General features: G+C 54.4%; 21 protein-coding genes. 12 read left to right on the top strand and 9 right to left on the bottom strand.

Translation table 11 applies throughout. The annotated features are described in order from the left end of the window. Positions 1 to 23 precede the first annotated feature (23 nt). The gene (locus tag PMI18_RS14755) at positions 24 to 1,025 is read right to left on the bottom strand and encodes an AraC family transcriptional regulator (RefSeq protein ID WP_007900898.1); all 1,002 of its coding nucleotides are present in this window, start codon (positions 1,023 to 1,025) and stop codon (positions 24 to 26) included. Between the two features lie 250 nt (positions 1,026 to 1,275). On the opposite strand from PMI18_RS14755, the gene PMI18_RS14760 reads away from it, so the two are divergent. After that, entirely contained in the window at positions 1,276 to 2,031 is a 756-nt protein-coding gene (locus PMI18_RS14760) for an EAL domain-containing protein (protein ID WP_007900895.1), read from the top strand. 3 nt (positions 2,032 to 2,034) lie between these two features. Here the strand turns inward: PMI18_RS14760 and PMI18_RS14765 are convergent, their stop codons facing one another. The 3 genes from PMI18_RS14765 to PMI18_RS14775 all read right to left on the bottom strand — a co-directional run bounded on the left by PMI18_RS14765 (position 2,035) and on the right by PMI18_RS14775 (position 5,282). Next, complete coding sequence (locus tag PMI18_RS14765; RefSeq protein WP_007900893.1) at positions 2,035 to 2,562, bottom strand: cytochrome b/b6 domain-containing protein; 528 nt, start codon at positions 2,560 to 2,562, stop codon at positions 2,035 to 2,037. Positions 2,563 to 2,569: 7 nt separating this feature from the next. Then, positions 2,570 to 2,833, bottom strand: a complete 264-nt coding sequence (locus PMI18_RS14770) for a PepSY domain-containing protein (protein WP_007900892.1) — start codon at positions 2,831 to 2,833, stop codon at positions 2,570 to 2,572. A gap of 325 nt (positions 2,834 to 3,158) precedes the next feature. Beyond that, positions 3,159 to 5,282: a TonB-dependent receptor gene (locus PMI18_RS14775; protein ID WP_033036421.1), complete on the bottom strand. Its 2,124-nt coding sequence runs from the start codon at positions 5,280 to 5,282 to the stop codon at positions 3,159 to 3,161. Between the two features lie 160 nt (positions 5,283 to 5,442). Between PMI18_RS14775 and PMI18_RS14780 the strand changes: the two genes are divergently transcribed. The 5 genes from PMI18_RS14780 (at position 5,443) to PMI18_RS14800 (ending at position 10,130) form a co-directional block, all read left to right on the top strand. Beyond that, complete coding sequence (locus tag PMI18_RS14780; protein WP_007900890.1) at positions 5,443 to 5,805, top strand: metalloregulator ArsR/SmtB family transcription factor; 363 nt, start codon at positions 5,443 to 5,445, stop codon at positions 5,803 to 5,805. Between the two features lie 47 nt (positions 5,806 to 5,852). Continuing rightward, the gene (locus PMI18_RS14785) at positions 5,853 to 6,857 is read left to right on the top strand and encodes an ArsJ-associated glyceraldehyde-3-phosphate dehydrogenase (RefSeq protein ID WP_007900889.1); all 1,005 of its coding nucleotides are present in this window, start codon (positions 5,853 to 5,855) and stop codon (positions 6,855 to 6,857) included. A gap of 9 nt (positions 6,858 to 6,866) precedes the next feature. After that, complete coding sequence (gene arsJ / locus PMI18_RS14790) at positions 6,867 to 8,087, top strand: organoarsenical effux MFS transporter ArsJ (protein ID WP_007900888.1); 1,221 nt, start codon at positions 6,867 to 6,869, stop codon at positions 8,085 to 8,087. 339 nt (positions 8,088 to 8,426) lie between these two features. After that, positions 8,427 to 9,026: a serine protease gene (locus PMI18_RS14795; protein ID WP_007900887.1), complete on the top strand. Its 600-nt coding sequence runs from the start codon at positions 8,427 to 8,429 to the stop codon at positions 9,024 to 9,026. Between the two features lie 201 nt (positions 9,027 to 9,227). Beyond that, positions 9,228 to 10,130 (top strand): universal stress protein, encoded by a 903-nt coding sequence (locus tag PMI18_RS14800; RefSeq protein ID WP_007900885.1) that lies wholly within the window; start codon positions 9,228 to 9,230, stop codon positions 10,128 to 10,130. Here the strand turns inward: PMI18_RS14800 and PMI18_RS14805 are convergent. Continuing rightward, entirely contained in the window at positions 10,124 to 10,540 is a 417-nt protein-coding gene (locus tag PMI18_RS14805) for a hypothetical protein (RefSeq protein WP_007900884.1), read from the bottom strand. The two genes, PMI18_RS14800 and PMI18_RS14805, sit on opposite strands and share 7 nt — an antisense overlap. 112 nt (positions 10,541 to 10,652) lie before the next feature. Continuing rightward, a complete protein-coding gene (locus tag PMI18_RS14810) occupies positions 10,653 to 10,889 on the bottom strand; it encodes a hypothetical protein (protein WP_007900882.1) in 237 nt (78 codons plus the stop codon). A gap of 215 nt (positions 10,890 to 11,104) precedes the next feature. Here PMI18_RS14810 and PMI18_RS14815 point away from each other — a divergent pair, with 215 nt between their 5' ends. After that, positions 11,105 to 11,941: an undecaprenyl-diphosphate phosphatase gene (locus PMI18_RS14815; RefSeq protein WP_007900880.1), complete on the top strand. Its 837-nt coding sequence runs from the start codon at positions 11,105 to 11,107 to the stop codon at positions 11,939 to 11,941. A 152-nt stretch (positions 11,942 to 12,093) separates the two neighbouring features. Here PMI18_RS14815 and rfaH read toward each other — a convergent pair whose 3' ends face one another. The 3 genes from rfaH to galU all read right to left on the bottom strand — a co-directional run bounded on the left by rfaH (position 12,094) and on the right by galU (position 13,938). Continuing rightward, positions 12,094 to 12,600: a transcription/translation regulatory transformer protein RfaH gene (rfaH, locus tag PMI18_RS14820; RefSeq protein ID WP_007900877.1), complete on the bottom strand. Its 507-nt coding sequence runs from the start codon at positions 12,598 to 12,600 to the stop codon at positions 12,094 to 12,096. After that, positions 12,597 to 13,028, bottom strand: a complete 432-nt coding sequence (locus PMI18_RS14825) for a hypothetical protein (RefSeq protein ID WP_007900876.1) — start codon at positions 13,026 to 13,028, stop codon at positions 12,597 to 12,599. Before PMI18_RS14825 ends, rfaH begins: the two co-directional genes overlap by 4 nt. 76 nt (positions 13,029 to 13,104) lie before the next feature. Further along, positions 13,105 to 13,938 carry a UTP--glucose-1-phosphate uridylyltransferase GalU gene (gene galU / locus PMI18_RS14830; protein WP_007900875.1) on the bottom strand — a complete coding sequence of 278 codons (834 nt, stop codon included), beginning with the start codon at positions 13,936 to 13,938 and terminating at the stop codon, positions 13,105 to 13,107. Between the two features lie 672 nt (positions 13,939 to 14,610). Here galU and PMI18_RS14835 point away from each other — a divergent pair. From PMI18_RS14835 to PMI18_RS14855, 5 genes are all read left to right on the top strand, one after another. After that, positions 14,611 to 15,036, top strand: a complete 426-nt coding sequence (locus tag PMI18_RS14835) for a low molecular weight protein-tyrosine-phosphatase (protein ID WP_443200871.1) — start codon at positions 14,611 to 14,613, stop codon at positions 15,034 to 15,036. 45 nt (positions 15,037 to 15,081) lie between these two features. Continuing rightward, positions 15,082 to 17,310 carry a polysaccharide biosynthesis tyrosine autokinase gene (locus PMI18_RS14840; protein ID WP_007900872.1) on the top strand — a complete coding sequence of 743 codons (2,229 nt, stop codon included), beginning with the start codon at positions 15,082 to 15,084 and terminating at the stop codon, positions 17,308 to 17,310. A gap of 209 nt (positions 17,311 to 17,519) precedes the next feature. Continuing rightward, a complete protein-coding gene (locus tag PMI18_RS14845) occupies positions 17,520 to 18,791 on the top strand; it encodes a DUF6369 family protein (RefSeq protein WP_007900871.1) in 1,272 nt (423 codons plus the stop codon). Continuing rightward, complete coding sequence (locus PMI18_RS14850) at positions 18,788 to 20,248, top strand: oligosaccharide flippase family protein (protein ID WP_007900869.1); 1,461 nt, start codon at positions 18,788 to 18,790, stop codon at positions 20,246 to 20,248. Before PMI18_RS14845 ends, PMI18_RS14850 begins: the two co-directional genes overlap by 4 nt. Then, a complete protein-coding gene (locus tag PMI18_RS14855; RefSeq protein ID WP_007900867.1) occupies positions 20,245 to 21,396 on the top strand; it encodes a polysaccharide pyruvyl transferase family protein in 1,152 nt (383 codons plus the stop codon). Before PMI18_RS14850 ends, PMI18_RS14855 begins: the two co-directional genes overlap by 4 nt. Positions 21,397 to 21,410 lie beyond the last annotated feature (14 nt).

Raw genomic sequence — 21,410 nt, 5'->3', positions numbered from 1 at the left:
AAGGGGGAGGGCAATGCGCGGTATCAGGACTCTTCGCGATAGCGCCCCGGGGTCATGCCGAACCAGCGCATGCAGGCTTTATGAAAGCTGCTCTGATCGCGAAAACCCAGCAACGCGCCGATGTACTTTACGCTGCGCACCGAGTTGCGCAGGAAGTTGTGTGCGAGCATCAGCCGCGCCTCATCCTGCAGCGCGGAGAAGTGCATGTCTTCATTGCTCAGGCGTCGTTGCAGGCTGCGCGCGCTAACCCCGACCACCTGGGCGATTTTGTCCAGGTCGCTGGGCACGCCTTGGGCCAGACGTTCGGACAGCACCCGTCGGACCCGCGCGGTCATTGAGTCATTGAGCAACAGGTTCAAGCGCGTGCGAGCGTATTCGACATGCAGGACATCCAATGCTGGATCGGCGGTGGGCAATGCAATCGAGCAGTCGTCGAGGCTGAACGTCAGGCTGTTGTACGGTGCGTCGAACAGCAGGTTGCTGCCCAGCAAACGTTCCAGCCATGAGGTGTCCGCGGGTTCGGGGTAGGTAAAGCTCGCCGCCAGGGGTTGGGGTTTGTGCTTGGGCAGCAGCCAGTGGACCAGCCCCAGCGTTTGCGCGGCACCAGCATCGATGAACGGGCGGGGCGTCAGTGACGGTTCCATGCTGATATCGAAGCCGATCAATCTCAGCGCCCGGGGTTTGCGTTCCAGGCACATGCAGAAGCCGTTGCTGATCAGTGAGTGATAGTCCACCAGGCGTTGCAGAGCGGTGCCCAGAGTGGCACTGGACATCACGGCATAACCGAGCACCTCCAGATTGGCCGGGTGCGCCCGGGTATAGGCCAGCAGGCCGATATCTGGATTGCCGGTACGCTTTACCGCTTCTTCCATCACCTTATAGACCAGCTCCAGCCCGACACCTTTGGGGTTTGCAAAGACCTCCTCGCTGCTGTCGAACTGCTTGAGCAAGGCTTCCACGTTTGCACCTCCGTCGGTCAAGACATCGGCAAGCACCCGAAAACTGGCGCAGGTCATTCTGTGCATAGTTCATCCTGAAGTGGTAGCTAAGTGATATCGCGCGAGCCGGCGCATGATCGCAATAAACAAATCACCACAGTCGATTAACGGGACGACCACGTTTCCAAGGACAAACGAAAGGTATCCGGGAACACTTCCTGACGGCGAGAGGCGGGGCGATTATGGCCGGCAGTCAACCCTTGCAGTCGCAGGAGCGCCCGTTCGGCGTAGTCACACTCAGCCGGCGACAAGCCGCTGCTTTGTCCACGGATGTGTCATGCACAGAGTTAGAAACTTTTACAGTGAGTTGGCTCTCGGCCGATTAGTCCTGGCGTTTCAGCCGGTGGTCTGGTTACCCGACAGCAGTCGGGTGCTGTATCAGGAGGGGCTGCTGCGGCATATCGATGCCCTGGGGAAAGGGGTCTATCCCTTTGCGATGCTGGAGAAACATCAACTGATGCGCGAGCTTGACCGCAGCGTGGTGCATAGCGTGATCGACAGCTTGCTGCTGGATGAACACCTGCGATTGGGCTGCAACATCTCTGCGCAAAGCGCCATCGTCGACCACTACTGGCAGGAGATCATCGCGCAATTGCGTGATGCGCCCTCGGTGGCCGCGCGACTGGTTATTGAAATCACCGAAAGCGCCACGCCGCCCAGCACTTTGGCGGCAATTGAATTCGTCCTGTGCTTGCGCGAACTGGGCTGCCGGGTGGCCATCGACGATTTTGGCGCGGGGCTGGGTACCCTGGAATTCATTCGTCAGACCCGACCGGACATCGTCAAGATTGACCAGGGTTACATCCAGCGTGCACGCCTGGAGACCAACAACGCCCAGACCCTTGGCCACTTGGTGCAGTTGTGCAAGACCCTGGCGCCGTGTGTGATCATCGAAGGGATTGAGTCCGAAGCCGACAGGGCGCTTGCCAGCGCCTGCGGCAGCGAGTGGGGGCAAGGTTATTTATTCGGGCGTCCGCAGATTGATGCGTTGGGCGCGCGGTGCCTGCTGCAACCGATGGGGAAGAGTGCTTGAGACCTAGCGCTTACGGCGATGGCCAGTGATCATCGACAGCGGCAGGTTTTCACGCAAGCGGACGCTTTCCACCAACGCGGCGACGATATGCACGCAAACCAGCGCGAGCAGCGCATTGGCCATAAACTCGTGGACATCACGTAGCCAGTCCTCGCCCCAGAAATAGTCCACTTCTTCCATCAAAAAACCGCTGATACCCAGACCTGTCATCAACAGCAGCATGAGGACCATCACCAGTGCACCGATGGGCGAGTGCCCCATGCGGTGATAGCCCTTGCCGGAAAACAGCGCCCGGCCATGCTGAACGACCCGCGTCGGGGTCGGCCAGAAGTCTGACCAACGCGCCGCTGGCGGGCCGATGAACCCCCACACCACGCGCACCAACACGACAGCCACGGCGTAATAGCCGAGCCAGCGATGCCAGCCGTCTCCTTCCTCATTGAGGAAGTAGTCGCTGATGAAGACTACCGCCAGGGACCAATGACAAACGCGTACGAGGGGGTCCCAGAGGCGCAGGGTTTCAGCTTTCACAGGGGTCCTATTCGATTTCTTCTTTCACGACCTTGCCGGTGACCGGGTCAAAGTAGATTTCGACTTTGCGCTTGTCTTTGTCCCAGCCGTATATCTCGTAGCAATTGCCGCTCGTGACCTTGAATTTCTTGATGTTGTAGCCCTTGGCCTTGAGATCTTCCTGGAACTTGGCCTGGTCCTGCCATTGGGCCTTGTCGGCTGTGGTGCATTGAGTCCCGGCGAAAGCCAAGGGGGAGGCGGCAAGAAGCGAGAGCAACAGAAGTTTACGCATGGGTTTTCCTCTACATATTGTTGTTGTCTGACAACGCGAGAGATTCTCATCACTCTCCGCGCGCTGAAGGTTAGTTGAGCTTTGAATCGTTGTCACGATGTTGCTATTCACTGAAGAGAGTCTTGAGTCACCGACACCTGTGGCGAGGGAGCTTGCTCCCGCTTGAGTGCGTAGCACTCACAAAAATCGACGATTGTTGTCAGATATTTGGGGCCGCTACGCAGCCCAACGCGAGCAAGCTCGCTCGCCACCAAGGTAAGCATGACTGAGGAACAGTGCTTGATTGGCATTGCCTGGAAGGCAGGGCATCTGCTTCAGGTTCCACTCAGAACCGGTAGTTGGTGCTCAGCTCCAGAGTCCGTGGTGCTCCGGGGGTGATCAGGTCTACCGAGCCATGGGCCGAGGCGTAATAGTCCTTGTCGAAGACGTTACGCAAGCGCAGCGCCATGTCCCATTTCGGCAAGTTATAGAGCAACGCCGCGTCCACGGTGGTGTAAGCGGGCATGACCACCTGGTTGTCCAGGGCGGTGTAACGGTCATCGACATAGTTCGCCCCCATGCCCACGCGCCAGGTGTTGGTCAGCGAGCGCACCAGCCAGAGGTTGGCACTGTGACGCGGGGTCAGGGTTGGTGTCTGGCCTTCGTTGGCAACGCCGTTGGTTCGGTTGTTGGACTTGGTGATCTCGGCGTCCAGATAGGCATAGCCGGCATAGACCTGCCACTTGTCACTCAACTGCCCGGTGGCGGTCAGTTCAAGACCGTCGGTGCGCTGCTCACCCGACAGGACCAGCTTGGTCGGGTTCGCCGGATCGGTCGTTTTCATGTTGGTGCGTTCCAGACGGAACAGCGCCGCCGTCAACGCCAGGCGATTGTCGAGCAGGTCCCACTTGCCACCGATCTCGAAGTTGGTGGTTTGCTCCGGCTCAAGGTCCTGGTTGCTAGTGCTCAGGGCGAAGACTTCGGAGGAGGGTTGATAAGAACGACTCACCGAAATGTAGTAGGACTGAACCTGATCAGGCTGATAGACCAGGCCTGCGCGCGGGCTCCAAGTGTTGTCGGTTCGGGACATGGAGGCACCCGTCAGGTCATCCGAATATTGCTGGTCGAACACGTCATAGCGCACCCCCAGCAAAGCTTTCCAGTGCGGGGTCAGTTCAATCAGATCCTGGACGTAGAAACCGGCCGTGTCCTGGGTAGTGGTGCCCTTGGCGGTTTGTCGGTTGGCCTGGAACGGTACGTCGACCAAACCATCGCGGTACACCGGAACCCGCGCTACGTTGTTCTGGCTAAAGACGGATTGATCCTTGACCTGACGCCCCAGCTCCACGCCATAGAGCAGGTTGTGGTTCATCCCGGCCAGCGTGGCCTGTTGCTTCAGTTCGGTCTGGTTGAACCAGCCGTCTTCCTTGCGCTGCACGTTGCCGCGATTGAGCTTTACCAGCAGTTCGCCGTTGGGAGCGGTGACGAAACGGGTCGGGCTGGAGTCGGCGAGTGTGTTGTTGCGATCCAGATCATAGTGGTAGTAGCGGCTGGTGTTGCTGAGGGTGAAGTCGTCGTTGATGCGGTAGTCGACGCCGGCCGTGAACGAAAACACTTCGCTGCGGGTGTAATCGTCATCCGGGTCGGCGGCACCGAAGCGCTTGTCCCGATCGACATCGACCGGACGATCGCCCCGTGCGGGAATGCCGAAGTCGATCAAGCGTTTGTCATAGAGGTAAGTCGCCCCCAGGTTCAGCTCAAGATCGTCGGAGAGTTTAAAGTAGGCCGAAGGCGCAATGGCCTTGCGATCGATATAGCCGTCATCGCGGAAGGTGTCGCTGTTCTCCAGCGCACCGGTCACCCGGAATGCCTTGTCGTTTTGCTGCTGATCGGCCCAGCCAGCGTCGAACTGCGTGCGCTTTTTACCCTCGCTGTCGAAGCTGACACCCACTTCCTGTTTGGGGGTGAAGTTGGGTTTCTTGCTGATGCTATTGATCAGGCCACCGGATGAGCCACGGCCATAGAGCACCGCTGCCGGTCCCTTGATCACTTCCACGCGCTCGACGTTGGACAGATCGCGGAAGTAGAGCGCGTCGTCACGAACGCCGTCGACGTACATGTCGCCGATGGCACTGAAGCCGCGAATGGTGACTTGGTCGCGCTGGCCATCGCCATTGGAAAGACCGATGCCGGGGACGTTCTTCAACACGTCTTCCATCGACTGTGCGCCCTGATCCTTGATCACGCTCTGGGGGATCACGTTCACCGTTTGCGGGATATCCCGCAGCGGCGCATCGATCTTCAGCGCACTGCGGCTGTCGGTCGGCTTGTAGCTCTGCTCGCTGTAATCACTGGTCACAGCGGTTGCAGGAAGGGCCAATGCCGATTGGGTTTGTGCTTGCAAATCAGGTACTGCAAAAAGCCCCAGCAGTGAGAGAGAGGCGGGGTAAATGCGCGGTAAAGCCACCATGAGCTCCTTTTTTAGTTATTGCGTTAATGATAACGATTACCTTTTGTAAGTAAATAAATATCATTCACACACGGAGTCGATACATTTGCCGTTGACCCGTACATGCGGGAAAACATATATTCGGAAAAACGCATATGAACACCCCACGCAGAGAAACCCAATGGCTGACCACCTGACGCCGACCACCGTTTTCAAATGCCTGGCTGACGACAACCGGGTCCGCATGATGCTGCTCATCGCCCGAGAGGGTGAGCTGTGCGTCTGCGAGCTGACCTGTGCGTTGAATGAGAGCCAGCCCAAAGTCTCCAGGCACCTGGCGCAATTGCGCACAGGCGGATTGCTCTCGGACCGTCGGCAGGGTCAATGGGTTTTTTACCGACTGCATCCGAACCTTCCAGACTGGGTGCATCAGGTGCTGACCTTGGTGCTCGAAGCCAACCAGCACTGGTTGAGCCCAGATGCCAAACGCCTTGAAGAAATGGGTGACCGTCCCGAACGGGCAGCGGCTTGCTGCCCGGCTTGATGATTCCCAAAGCGCCACCCCTGACAACAGAAACAGAGCACACCAACATGACTATCAAAGTGGGCATCAATGGTTTTGGCCGCATCGGTCGCCTCGCTCTGCGAGCAGCCTGGCGCTGGCCAGAGTTTGAATTCGTGCAGATCAACGATCCGGCAGGCGACGCGGCAACCCATGCGCACCTGCTGAACTTCGACTCGGTGCATGGCCGTTGGATTGACCAGGCCGACTCCGAGGGCGACAACATCGTCATCGACGGCAAACGCATCAAGGTAACGGCCAACAAGGCGATTGCCGACACCGATTGGTCGGGCTGCGATCTGGTGATTGAAGCCAGCGGCAAGATGAAGACCGTCGCGGTGCTTCAGGCTTACCTCGACCAAGGCGTGAAGCGTGTGGTGGTCAGCGCCCCGGTGAAGGAGCAGGGCGCACTGAACATCGTCATGGGCGTCAACCATCAGCTGTTCAACCCGGCGGAACATCGCATCGTCACCGCCGCATCGTGCACCACCAACTGTCTGGCACCGGTGGTGAAGGTGATCCACGAAAAACTGGGGATTCGCCACGGCTCGATCACCACCATCCACGACCTGACCAACACGCAAAGCATCCTCGACCAACCCCACAAGGATTTGCGCCGTGCCCGGGCGTCGGGCATGAGTTTGATCCCGACCAGCACCGGCTCGGCCACCGCGATTGCCGAAATCTTCCCGGAACTGCGCGGGCGTCTGAATGGTCACGCCGTGCGCGTACCGCTGGCCAACGCTTCGCTGACCGACTGTGTCTTTGAAGTCGAGCGCGTCACCACTGTCGAAGAAGTGAATCAGTTCCTCAAGAACGCGTCCGAGAACGAACTGAAAGACATCCTCGGTTTCGAGGAGCGTCCGCTGGTGTCCATCGACTACCGCACCGACCCACGCTCATCGATCATCGATGCGCTGTCGACCATGGTCATCAATGGCACCCAGGTCAAACTCTATGCCTGGTACGACAATGAATGGGCTTACGCGAACCGCACTGTCGAACTGGCCAGAATGGTCGGTCTGGCCGTCTGAGGAGCGATGATGAAAGCGTTGTCAGCCCTCACGCCTCAAGTGCGGCAGTACCTGCTCGTGACGGGCAATTACTGGGCCTTCACCCTCACCGACGGTGCCTTGCGCATGTTGGTGGTGCTGCACTTTCACGCGTTGGGCTACAGCCCGCTGCAAATCGCGGCGTTGTTTCTGTTCTACGAACTCTTTGGTGTGATCACTAATCTGCTGGGCGGTTATCTCGGCGCCCGACTGGGCTTGAACCGGACCATGAACATCGGGTTGGGGATACAGGTTGTGGCGCTGTTGATGCTGACGGTGCCAGTGGCCTGGCTGACGATTCCTTGGGTGATGGGCGCGCAGGCGTTGTCGGGGATCGCCAAAGACCTGAACAAAATGAGCGCCAAAAGCTCGATCAAGCTGTTAGTGCCCGAGGGGCAGCAGGGCACGCTTTACCAATGGATAGCCATCCTCACCGGCTCGAAGAATGCACTCAAGGGGGTTGGCTTCTTTCTCGGCGGGGCATTGCTCGCCCTGATCGGGTTCAAAGGGGCATTGCTGGCCCTGGCGGGTGTTCTGGCGCTGATCTGGGTTAGCAGCTTGATTCTGTTGACGAAGGATTTGGGTAAGGCCAAAGCCAAGCCCAGGTTTCGCGACATCCTGTCCAAAAGCCGGGCGATCAACATTCTGTCAGCGGCCCGGATGTTCCTGTTCGGTGCTCGCGATGTCTGGTTTGTCGTGGCTTTGCCGGTGTACTTGAGCAGCGTCTTTGGCTGGGACTTCTGGAAGGTCGGTGGATTCCTCGCGGCCTGGGTGATCGGCTACGGCATCGTGCAATCGTTCGCGCCGCGAATCACCGGCAAGAAACGGGGCCATGTTCCTGATGGTCGCGCTGCCTTTCTGTGGGCGTTTGCCCTGGCAGGCCTGCCCGCGGCAATCGCTCTGGGGCTGAACACTGGGTTGTCGCAACAGGCGGTGCTGTTGGGCGGATTGATGGTCTTTGGTGCGCTGTTCGCGGTGAACTCCTCGCTGCACAGCTACCTGATCGTGTCCTATGCCAAGGAAGACGGCGTGTCGCTGGACGTGGGTTTTTACTACATGTCCAACGCCATGGGACGGCTGATCGGCACCGTGCTCTCTGGCTGGGTTTATCAGGCTTTCGGGCTGGTGGCGTGTTTATGGATATCCAGTGCGTTTGTTATTTTCGCGGCGATGATTTCTGTGGCGTTACCGAGGCATGCCGAAGTGAGTTAAATTGCTCTGACGGCGGCTGTTTCACCCGTTTTAGTTGAAGTGTGCAACTTTAATTTCTGTTTTTATTTGTGGTTCTGCCATTTTTCAGGCGTCAAATATTTGCAGTTTGTTATATGGATCGAAAAGCAATTAGTCTTAGCACAATTTATTCATACGCATTCTTTACAACTTCAGCCATAAATAAATGCACCAGACCAGGGCTGCGAGGGAAACTACAAGCACCAGACAACTAAAAGATTCGCCACAATAAAAATCAAACCTCCTTATAAGTCGGTGATTATCATGATTAAAATCATGACCTACTTTTTAACAGGAGCTGTTCTTGCAGGATGCAACGGTATGGTAAAACCCGACTTGTCGGGGCCTGCCAATGACTCATATTTTTCAGTCTTCTCGGGCTTTCCCTTGCCCTATCTGTACATGGCCTCGGCCGTGCAATGGAACGAAGACTATGCCGTCACCACTCGCCACACCCCCCTCATCCGCCACGTGGAATACAGCTGCAGCACCGGCTGCGACCTCGTCTTCATCCAGCACAAGGCCGACGGTCGTTATCCGTCATGGCGCGCACCGCGTGTGGGTGAACACATCACTGCCGTGGGGGCGAGCCCCTACATGACGACTGTCACCGGGCAAGGCAAAGTGTACCCGGCGCCTTTCATCAATAGCGATGAAGGCAGCGGCGAACGCTATGCGATCCATGATGCCCCGATGATCAAGGGGATGTCGGGTGGTCCCGTCATCGGCAATGACGGCAGTATTGTCGGTATCAATGTCGGCTTTTTCTCCACCACCCTTAATGATGTGAGTTTTCACCCTGGGTTAAAGGGGGCTGAGAGAATCAGCATCTTTATCCCTTACTCAATCATTCAGCGTGAATGGGAACTGATGCAGGTGAAGCTTAACGATCCGCACGGCGCGAAGTATGCGAAGAAGTAACTTCGCGTCGTCAATCAATTGGCCGTCGGGATGGGGTTCATCGTAGTGGGTACGATGATCCACATCTTGGCGGGTTAGTTGAATCCAGGCGTATATTGATTGTGTCGATCCAGGTCATTGAGGCGATAGCAGATCGCTGGCGGTGCGACAGACGAGAGGCTGGGGGGCTAGCAGATATCCCAGAACGTTTGGAGGTGTGACATGAGCCAATATCAACGACTCCTTCTAATAGCCGGTCCCACCATGCGTCATACGCCGGCGCTGCAGCGGGCCGTCGCCCTTGCCGAAGCCACGGGCGCAGCGCTGCATATCACGGTGTTTATCGAAGATTTCAGCATCCTGGGTTTGATCCACGCCAATGCGCGGTTTCGTGAGGCTTGTCAGCAAGAGAACGAAAAATGGCTCAACGATGAAGCCGAGCTGATCCGTGGGCGCGGGATCAACCTGAGTACCGAGGTGCTTTTCACACGCGACGCGTTGCAAGAGATCCTTCAGCACGTGACAACAACGCAGGCGGATCTGGTTATCAAGGATGTGCAGCATGAGTCGGCGCTCAAACGCGTTTTCATCACGCCTCTGGATTGGCATCTGCTGCGCGAATGTCCAGTGCCTGTGCATCTGGTCAGCGAAGTCAGTTGCCCACTTCCGCGCGTGATCGTGGCGGCAGTCGATCCGTCGCACCCAGAGACTCAGATCACTGGAATCAACGACCTGATCGTCCAGGCCGCGAACGAATTGGCAACGCAATGCCATGCAGAAATGCATCTGCTGTATGCCTACGACCTATCGCAGACGCACATGTCTGATGCCGGCGCGGGTGCAGTGACGATGCCTGGCTTTAACAGCGACGTGCGCAAGTCTTTGCACAAGTCATTCATCGCGCTGGCCGATCACTACGGCGTGCCCACCGAGCGGCAACACTTCGTTGCAGGGCCGCCCGGTAAAGCGCTGGCCGACTTTGCCGCGCATCACCGGGCCGATGTGATCGTCATGGGCAATGCGCATCGCAAGGGGCTGGACAAGTGGGTGGGCAGTACCACAGAGCATGTTCTGTATCGGGTGCCCTGCAACATTCTCGCCGTCGCCGGGCAAGCGGATCAGTGAATGGATCCGTTATCAAGTGACTCGGAAGGAGTGCGTCGGCGACCGGGACGGGATTTATTGAGGGCGCGCTCCGAGATATCCCGGTAGGTATCGCAATCGGTTGCAGCCAAGAGCTTGCCACCGTCCTTCAGTGTGGCCATGAAGGTCACCTCGGTGCTCTTGCCAGCAAGCAGATAGCCTGCGATGGCACCGACTGGCCCCAACAACATCGCGCCGGCAATGCCCAGGCCTATGGCGCTCTTTATATTTTTATTGGAGTCCGTGTTCTGGACCGTCAGATCTTTAAATTCCGAGACGGAGAAACTTTTCCCCACTCGTGGTTTAAGGGCTGTTTTGAGCGTGATGGTTCCCGAGTAATACTCCCCATCTCCCTGTGGGAAGTCACCGGCGAGCACTATGATCTTTGCCATATGGAGTTTTCTCTTGGGCGATCATTTTTGGGTAGGACATTGCGCGCGCCCAAAGTCAAAACGTCAACGATCCGACGATGAGTGGCATCCATGGATTTGCGACACACAAGTATCAGTCTTCCGGGTCAATTTCTTCTTCGGGTGTCCATCTGGCGATCAGGTCAGCCATCAGCTCGGCAATGGCGTCAGTGTTACCGGCCAGCACCTTAAGGTGATCGGTTATCCGCTCTGACACGTCAGTATCACCGCGCTTATCAATCCAGATGCCAATCTCATCAATAGCGCGGCCGAGGGCCGTGATGTTCTGGTTGAAGCGATCGAGCAGGGCGGGGGTGGGATCGTCTGGCATGGTTGTTCCTCCGGTCATGAACGCAAAGCGTAGCAGGCGGTCGGGGCTGTAGAGGTAGTCATAGCCCGGTCATGGACGTTTTATAACGTTTGGCTAAAGCGGGCAGAGAGTGCGCTTTAATCCTCCGTTGGTCCGACGGGTTTAATCGCGATCAGCAATCAACTGCTCGGCATCATCAACAGACCTCTCAGTCGAGAGGGTTTAACGGGGGATTAATGGACTTCTGGACTACCACGCAGGTATCGATTCTAGGGTTGGTTGAAGGGCTCACAGAGTTTTTGCCCATCTCCAGTACGGGACACCAGATCATTGCCGCGGACTTGCTCGACTTCGGCGGTGAGCGAGCCATGGCGTTCAATATCATCATCCAGTTGGGGGCTATTCTGGCGGTCGTCTGGGAGTTTCGTCACAAGATTCTGGAGATCACTACCGGTTTGCCGACCCAGCGTAATGCGCAACGTTTCACGCTGAATTTGTTGATCGGTTTCTTGCCGGCGGTTGTTCTGGGTGTGATGTTCGCTGACAAAATCCATGAATATCTTTTCAACCCGATCACCGTGGCCGTGGCGCTGGTGATCGGTGGAATCATTATGTTGTGGGCGGAGCAACGTGAGCATGTGGTGGTTATCGATCACGTTGACGAGATGCGCTGGACCGATGCCTTGAAAGTCGGTTGCGCGCAATGCCTGGCGATGATCCCCGGCACTTCGCGCTCGGGTTCGACGATTATCGGCGGGTTGCTGTTTGGCCTGTCACGCAAGACGGCTACCGAGTTTTCATTCTTCCTGGCGATGCCGACGATGGTGGGGGCTGCGGTGTACTCGGGCTATAAGTACCGTGACCTGTTCCAGTCCGCAGACTTGCCGGTGTTTGCCTTGGGATTTGTTGCCGCATTCCTCTTTGCGATGATTGCTGTGCGCGGTTTGCTCAAGTTCATCGCCAATCATAGTTATGCGGTGTTTGCCTGGTACCGGATTGCGTTCGGTTTGCTGATTCTGGCGACATGGTTTTTGGGTTGGATCGACTGGAATCATCTCTCGGAAGTAGCGTAGGTTTTCCTCGGCTTTGTGGCGAGCGAGCTTGCTCGCGCTGGGCTGCGTAGCGGCCCCAAAAATCTGACAACCGATTTTTGTGAGTGCTACGCACTCAAACGGGAGCAAGCTCCCTCGCCACAGGTTTCTTTGACTCAGGACTCCGGGCGGATCTAAATCTTGTTAACGCCAGCCAATGGCAAGCTGATGTGCTGTTCACGCTGCAGGAAATTCATCATCAACAGCACCCGTTCCTCGCCATCCATGGCCAGGAACACCGCCTCGAGATCGGAGAACGGGCCTTCAGTGATGCGCACCGTATCCCCGTGCCTCAACAACGTTGTCACGATCGCCTGGCTGTCCCGTTCCTGGAGCTCGTCGATCAGCGCATCGCGAATCGGCAGTGGCTGACCGCCGAACCCGACGACTCGCGAAACACCGCGGGTCGAGCGCAGCGGGCCCCAACTGTCCTGAAGGCTCAGTTGAATAAACAGATAGCCCGGAAACAACGACTCGCTGATCACTCGACGCTGCCCGCGCAAAACGCGCTCACGCCGGTAGGTCGAGCGAAAACAGGCATAACCCTGGCGCTGTAAATGTTCTTCGGCGCGCTCATCCTGTTTGGGTTTGCACTGAAGCAGATACCAGGCTTTGGCGGCGTGTTCTGCAATCGCGTTCATTCGAATCCCCTCCCAGCATCGATGTGCCCCAGCAGTTCGGCAGTTTTGTGCTGCATGAGCGAACTATCGCCGCGACTTTCCACCGTCAGGCAAGTCACGCAACCATCGTCCAAAAGACGCAAGCTGAGACGCCAGTCGGTAAAGACCAGGTTCAGCCCGTCGCTCTCGTCGATATCGAGGGCGTCGGCGGCGTAACGCTGCCTGATGCTCGCCAGCAACGCCGGACCATCCTTGACGTGGCGGCGGATCTCCCCGGAGGAGGGGAAGGCGCCGATGCGCTCCACCAGCAGCACTGGCGGTTTCTGCACGCGGGGAAAGATCAGCTCCGACGCATAGGCGCGCACGATGAGGTACGCGAGGTTGTTTTTAAGGTCAGCGCCATACGGGCGGCGACTGTCATCTGCCTTGAAACCGCTCAATGTCTTCATAGAGGCTTCGTCCATAGGGTAATAAAGACCGAAAAATCGATTCGATAACGCACACGTTTGTCAGGGTTCAGCGCCGTCACAAGGTGTTCTGATGCAGGTTCTCGAAACAGAAGTTGGTGGCTTCGATGTAACCTTCGGCACCGCCGCAATCGAAGCGTCGTCCCTTGAATTGGTAAGCCAGCACGCAGCCGTTCTGGGCCTGCTTCATCAATGCGTCGGTGATCTGGATTTCACCGCCCTTGCCAGGCTCGGTGTCAGCGATCAGGTCGAAGATATCGGGGGTCAGAATGTACCGACCGATAATGGCCAGGTTGGACGGGGCGTCTTCCGGGCGGGGCTTTTCGACCATGCTGTTGACCCGGTAAATACCCTCGCGAATCAGCTCGCCGGCAATCACGCCGTACTTCTGGGTTTGCTCACGAGGTACTTCCTGAATCGCCACGATCGAGCAGCGGAATTGCTCATAGAGCTTGAGCATTTGCGCCAGTACGCCGTCGCCTTCCAGGTTCAGACACAAGTCGTCGGCCAGCACCACGGCGAATGGCTCATCACCAATCAACGAACGACCACTGAGAATGGCGTGCCCCAAGCCCTTCATTTCCACCTGGCGGGTATAGGAAAAAGTACAGGTGTCGATCAGCTCACGAGTGCCTTCCAGGAATCGCTCCTTATCAGTGCCGCGAATCTGGTGTTCGAGCTCGAAGCTGACATCGAAATGATCTTCCAGCGCTCGCTTGCCCCGGCCAGTGACGATGGCCATATGTTGCAGGCCGGCGTCGCGCGCTTCCTCGACGGCGTACTGGATCAGCGGCTTATTGACGATCGGCAGCATCTCCTTCGGCATGGCCTTGGTGGCGGGCAAAAAGCGGGTCCCATAGCCGGCTGCGGGGAATAGGCATTTACGAATCATGGAAGCGTCCTTGAAAGTAGACAGATGGAATGGCTAATGGCAGTAGGAAAGGTTCGACGGGTTGTCGGAACCGATAACGCTGGAGCGTGCGGGCTCTAAATGGCTCGATCACTCGAGAAAAATGTTGGCAACGCTGCAAGAGCAGCGAAAGGCCAGTACGCCATGTTTCTCGCAAGGCGCAGGCAGAGAGAAAGATCGTGCGGTCGCTTGGTCGGCGAGCATGCCTGGTTGTTCCACTGCATGCTTCTGACGCAACCCGCTGTAAATAAAGTTATTGCCCAAGGCATCTCTTACCCAACTTCTAACCGAATGCCCGACGCCCTGGCAATTCACTAACGGAGCGGCTATATATTAGCCGCTCGCTATTTCGGTGTAATTTAGATTGAACGGTCGCGGGAAAACGGCAATTGTTAGAAATTGTCTGGATAAATTATCGAACTGTTATTTTCAGTGTTCAAAGAGTGAAATGTTATTTTTTGTCTGAAGAAAAAGTTGGGGGCTGTTCAAACGTCATGGTAATAAATACGCACTGATGGTTTGAAAGTCTCAGCTGCAGTTACCGGGGTTATAAATACCCGGATTCATTCGTAGTTTAAAGCTCTTATGTTCGGCAAGTGCTATGTCACCGCCAATGTTGACAAGACGGGGAATGTTATCTTGCTTAAAAGGGTTTTGATTGTCTGCGTCGGCAATATTTGCCGCAGTCCCACCGCGGAGTATTTGCTGCGCGGGGCACTCGTTCATTCCGATATCGAGGTCAGCTCGGCAGGCCTCGCTGCCTTGGCGGGCAAACCCATCGAGCCGACGGCACACGCCGTACTCAAGGAGCATGGTCATCTGCCCGATGGGCATGAGGCCGTTCAACTCACGTCTCAAGCCGTCAGCGAGGCGGACTTGATTCTGGTGATGGAACGACGGCATGTCAGCGGGGTACTCAACATTGCCCCTGAAGCGCGAGGCAAAGTGCTGCTACTGGGCAAGTGGCAAGACGATCGCGAAATCAGCGACCCCTACCGTCAAGGCAAACCTGCATTTGTGCACGCTTATGCGTTGATCGAAGAAGCCGTACTCGCATGGGCACAGCGCCTGGCGCGCTGATGGCCACTCCTTTTTGAATCGTAATACAGGCAAAGAATCCGACTTATGCAGCAAGCACCGGTAGTTAACGTGCGGGACGACGACAATGACGAGATTGATCTTCTCGGCTTGTTTGGAACACTCATCGACCATAAATGGCTGATTGCCGCGGTTACCGGTGCCTTCATGGTGGCTGGGGCTGCGTACGCGGTGCTTGCGACCCCGGTATACCAGGCGAATGCGCTGTTGCAGGTCGAAGCTAAAAAGAACGATTTGTTGGGTTTCTCCGATGTCAGCAGCATGTTGGGAAAAGAGTCGCCTTCTGCGACTGAGATTGAGCTGATCAAGTCTCGTGCGGTGATTGGTAAGACGGTCGATAACCTGAAACTTGATGTAGTCATACAACCGATGTACTTCCCGGTGGTCGGTGAGTTCCTGGCGCGTCGATTCCAGAGTAAAAATCCCGGTGAAATAGCCGGCCCCTTGTTGGGGTTGAATAGTTTCGCCTGGGGAGGGGAGTCGCTGAAGATATTCAAACTGGATCTTCCCGATTCACAACTGGGCAAGAAGTTGACCCTGACCGCGGGTGAAAAAGGTCATTACACCCTGGTGGACGAAGACGACAACGTTTTGGCCGCCAGCCAGGCTGGACAACTTTTCGAGCAAAATGGCGTTGCGTTCCAGATAGAAGAAATGCACGCCAATCCTGGAACCCGCTTCAGAATCATCCGCAATTCTCGCCTGACCAGCATCCTCGATTACCAAGAGGATTTGGATGTAAGCGAGCGCGGTAAAGAGTCAGGCATGATCGGGCTGGCGCTGGAAAGCACCGATCCGAATCAGGCCATTAAAACACTCAATGAAATTGCCGCTATTTATGTGCGGCAAAACGTAGAGCGCACTTCAGCTGAGGCAGCGCAGAGCCTGGCGTTTCTTAAAGAGCAACTTCCGGTGGTCAAGAAGGACCTGGAAAAAGCCGGGAATGCCTTGAATGAATACCAGACGCGCAGCAAGTCCGTGGACATCACGCTCGAAACCAAAGCCATTCTCGATCAGATTGTCGGGCTTGATACCAGCATTTCAGAGTTGAAATTGCAGCAAGCCGAGATGGACCGAAAATTCACCCGCCAACATCCCGCCTATCGCGCATTGTTGACCCAGATTGGTGAGTTGAGCAGCAAGCAGAAAAGTTTGGCGTCCAAGGTGGAGAGCCTTCCCTCTACTCAGCAAGAACTGCTGAGCCTTACCCGGGATGTAGAGGTCGGTACTGCCATTTATACCCAGTTGCTGAACAAGTCTCAGGAGCTGGATGTGATGCGCGCGGGGACGGTCGGTAACGTGCGTCTGATCGACACCGCGGATGTCAATTTTTTCAAACCGGTCAAACCGAAAAAAATCTTGATTGTATTGATCGCCACGATTCTTGGCGGTTTCCTGGCGGTGGTCCTGGTACTGGTGCGCAAGGCACTTAACCGGGGGCTGGAAAGTCCGGAAGCCATCGAGCAACTTGGGTTGCCGGTCTACGCATCGATTCCTTACAGCATTCTGCAGAAAAGTGAAGAAGACAAAGTCTCTCGCGGACGGGGACGTTCCGGCGCAGGTTCTACATTGCTGGCCGTCACTCATCCCACCGATCTGGCCGTCGAGGCGTTGCGCAGTTTGCGGACCAGTCTGCACTTCGCCATGCATGAGGCCGGCAATAACCGTCTGATGATTTCCGGGCCTAGCCCTCAGGTGGGTAAAACATTCGTGTCGGTTAACCTCGCGGTGGTGATAGCACAAACCGGGTTGCGGGTATTGTTGATCGACGTCGACATGCGCAAAGGCTATCTGCACAAAGTGTTAAGTGTTTCTTCAGACAATGGGCTCTCCGATATCCTGGCCCGGCGTTGCGATGTAGCCACTGCTATCCATAAGACCGAAATCGACAACTTCGATTTTGTCAGCCGAGGCCAAATCCCGCCCAATCCTTCCGAGTTACTGATGCACGCCAATTTCAGCGCGTTATTAGAGCAGGCGAGCGAGCTATACGATCTGGTGATTCTCGATACGCCGCCGATATTGGCAGTGACAGACGCGGCGATTGTCGGGCGCTTGTCCGGGACTAACCTGATTGTGACGCGCTACGGACTGAACCCGGCGAAAGAAATCGAATTGACGGTCCGCCGGTTCTCCCAGAATGGCGTTTCCATTAAAGGTGCGATTTTTAACGGCGTGGAGAAAAAGGCCTCCAATAAATACGGCTACAGTGATTATGGTTACTACCACTATGCCTACGCCTCCGACAAAAATTGATGAGTGTTGAACGGGCCGCATCATAAGTTCAGATTTTTGACGGCGTTGCTGTTGTTCTTGAGTGCTTGTCGTTATTGCTACGCGGGGTCATGCCAATAGGCATGATCAAACCGATATTTCATGGAAACACCACGTCCTGAGGAAGATGACGAAAAATCCTGGGGCGGTAGCGTGTCGAATGACAACATCAGCATAAAGAATACCAAACCATGTTCTACCTGTTATCGCTTGTCGCCCTGTCAGCGGGTTTGCTTGCAGTAAAAACCCCCAAATACTCAATTGTATTTTTGGGTGTCATGCTGTCTGTCATTCCGACTGGGAACTCCTACAGCGAAATAATATCGTTAAAAGGCCTCTATTTTTTTGATTTCTATATAGCAGGTGCATTGAGTGCATTGCTGACAAGACAAGTCGTGACACGAAAACTTCAATTAACAGTGCCCGCCGGCCTTCTTTTTGGCTGTGGGCTCTATGTGGTATTACTCGCGTGCGGCCTGATAGGGGCCCCGAATAAGTACTTATTGAAAGACATTCGACCTTTTATAATGATCCTGTCATTTATAGTGCTCACGAACATCGCCACCCTTGCAGCGAAAACCTTGACGCTACAAACGGTACTGAGAATATTGATTGCGATGACCGCTTTCAATGTATTGGATATCGCTTGGTTACGATTGGGTCTGTACAGCTTTCAAGACGTCTACTATGAAGAAAACGCCTACAGGTACCTTGATGGTGGCACGTACGCAGCCGTTGCATATTTAATATATTACTTCATAGATCCTGGGCTATTTGAGAACAAAAAGAAGCTGGCGAGAATCTGTTTGATGACTTCATTCATCTGTTTATTCATCGCCAATTCGCGATTCATTTTCGTTTCTGTTTTTGCAGCCATCATCATTCACCAATATACAAAACCTGCTCGAATGATAGGCGTCATACTATTAGGTTCAGTCGTGCTATTGGCCTTCATTGGGGTCAGTAACATGATCGGTGCTGATCGAATCAATGACGCTTTATCATCTGAAGGCCTGGCGGTTCAGTTAGCCACTCGCTTCAGCCCAGCGCTGGACTTGATACGCAACATGAATCCCATGCACTACTTCGTTGGTCTAGGGGCCGGAACTCCTTTTGAAATACCCTGGTTTGAATACCGTGGCCTCGATGACAAAAACTCGAATATCGACAGTGCTTACTTAACGTACTTTGTTAAATACGGGGTCATCGGCTTGTACTTGCTATTCGTATTCACTACGTCCATGACCCATCACTTAAAAACCCGCGTGGCGGTATCAATAGCCACCTTTCTGGGGCTGATGTTCATCGTATCGGCCACGCCTTATCAGCCGTACGCTATCGGAATCGCTTATAGCGCCATCATTTTACGCGTCGTCGCGGAGCACGCCGGCAGGCAACGTAAAAAAATACCGACATTTCATCAACCGCTGATAGCCCCATCCTTTCAGGTTAAAGCCAGATGAACAACGCACTGTTGAAAAAGTTCGTGTCCAGTACCGCATGGAGTTTTATTTCAGCCGTGGCCACGAAAGTTTCGGTTGTCATTACCGGTATCCTGGTCGCCAGAATACTGGGTGCACAATCATTTGGAGAATATGGCCTGATACAAAGCGCGATTGTGATGCTCGCCAATGTCGCAGCCCAAGCCACAACGACGGCGACGGCTAAACATATTGGTCAATTTAAAGAGACCTCCCCCGAGAAAACGGGCAGAGGTATCGCTCTAACGCTGATATTTGCCTTATCTTTCAGCGCCATGATCATTGGTATCGCTCTATTTTTTCCGCTTTTTTTCTCTAACATCATTCTTGGCTCCGACAATCTGAAATATGTATCACTGATTGTATTGAGTACCATCACCTTCATCATTTTATCTGGATGGACCCAAGGGTGTTTAACCGGTTGGGGGCAATATCGGTCTATTGCAACGATCAATGGAATCATCGCCATCGTCGCGATCCCGGGGACTTACTTCCTGACGACAAAATTCAGACTCAATGGTGCCTTGCTGGGACTGGCGTGTTCTCAACTGTTCATTGTGTTTTTCAGTGCACTCGCGTGCTGGAAAACACTAAAGGAAAAGAACACTACGCTCAGTTTCAAAGGTGTAATGACTGAAAAGCATACCGTTCTTTCGGTCGGGCTCCCGGTCTTGCTGACAGGGCTGATGGTCGCCCCGATGAATTGGTTAGCGAATAAGCTGCTAGCGGAAACAAGTAACGGACTCGCCGCATTAGGAATGTACGCAGCCGCCATGCAATGGAATGCAATATTCTCACATGTCTCCGTTGTATTAGGTTCCGTGCTTGTCCCGATGCTGGCCGCAACGCTGGGAGGTAAAAGCCGAAAGTTAGACGCCTTGAACTTTCTATCCGGCTGGTTAGTCGTGTTGATTGTTATACAGCCGGTCATCATGTTTCCCGAGTTGCTGGCAAAACTCTATGGGGATAGCTTCCTTGGCCGGGACTTTGAAGTAACGTTGATTCTGGTTATTCTGGGTTCGCTGCTAAGTGCATTTAAATCCGGTATCTCAAGAAAAATGATCGTGATGGATTTGGCGTGGTACAGCGTCATGAGTAATATTATATGGGGCGTATTATTCATATCCGGAGCTCTGCTTCTGAGGGAGGAGGGCGCCGTCGGTATTGCAAAAGCATTCATTGGCTCGCAATTAATACACTTCCTGCTTGGTCTGCCCTATTTTATATACAAAAAAATACTGCCCTTGGAATTACTCGTCTCCCCCAGAATACTGATCTTGTGGACGTTGCCTTTTGTTAGTTTCATTTCAAGCACATACATTGAAAGTACCCTGTATCGGTTGATAATAGTGGTCATGATATTTGTATACATTGTTGCAACAACGTTTACCTTGAATACTATGTTCAATGAACCCGTAGAAATTGGAAACCCAGCATGAATTCCAGTAAAGTTTATATCCGTGGTGCTTACGGCCCTGGCAATTTAGGTGATGACATCCTAATGTTGTGCGTCATCAATATTCTGAAAAAGAGATTCAAAGAGTCGGACATTGCAGTGGGTGTCGACCATCCGGCTATCGCCAAGAATTTTAACCCGCGCATAAAATGGTTACATATCAAGGAACCTGTCAAAGCTGATCTGGTTGTTTTGGGCGGCGGTGGTCAGTTTTTCTCGTTCATCCCTCCGTCCAAGAAAGCCTCCACTCTTTCGCTTAAAGCGTCAAAGCTTTATAAGAGTGTAAAAGCCCAAACCGATTTAAAATCCACACTTTTACGTTTGTATGTAGGGATGCGTGGCGGCATCGACAAGATTTTTTTCCATCGCCGTCTTGCTGCATTCTGTATCGGTTTAGGCCCATTTGATGGCGGTGGAAAGCAGCTGACTCGCGCAGTCAGTGTCATTAATCGTTGTGACTACATTTCCGTCAGGGACGGTACAAGCCAAAAGCATTGCAATGCGTTTGGAAAATCAGATGTGGATGTGTACACGGACCCGACTCTGCTTTCCGATCTGTGGATCTCCAGCAAAGATCTGAACATAAACAGCGCAAATAAAAACAAATACCTATCCTTTATTCTGCGCGATTGGCCGCATGACGTGAATGGACAAAGATTCATCGAGGCAATGGTTCAGGCCGCTCATGAACTGTCCAAACGTGGTGAACAGGTTCGTCTGGTATCACTTTATAAAGAACGTGACCAGCATCTTATCGATAAGCACCACACGTTTGAATGGTTGTGTTGGGATGCCGCAGTCGACACGCCAGAGACGTTCATGGCGAAATTGATCGTGGAATCCGATGTCATTATCAGCGCCAGGGCGCACGGCGTGCTTCTGCCTGCCTCTTTAGGTTATCCAACCATCGCTGTTGAAATCGAAAACAAACTGAAAAAAGTCCATGAAATGCTTCCGCGTGGCACCAAACTGGTCAGCGCTCCTGACCATAACGTGATCATGGCGACCATTAGCGAATTCAGACAATCCAAAGAGCAAATGGCAGAGCACCTCAAGCAAGAGATTTCACAGAGATCATCCATCGCACAAAATGCCGTCGATGATTTTTTGAAGTGGGTCGATAACAAGTAAGATTCGAGGGGCAA

Origin of the sequence: Pseudomonas sp. GM102 (assembly GCF_000282555.1) — a bacterium.
In the GTDB taxonomy this organism is placed as follows: Bacteria; Pseudomonadota; Gammaproteobacteria; order Pseudomonadales; family Pseudomonadaceae; genus Aquipseudomonas.
Note: the sequence above shows the minus strand (reverse complement) of the source record. Positions and strands in the feature narration are given on the sequence as shown.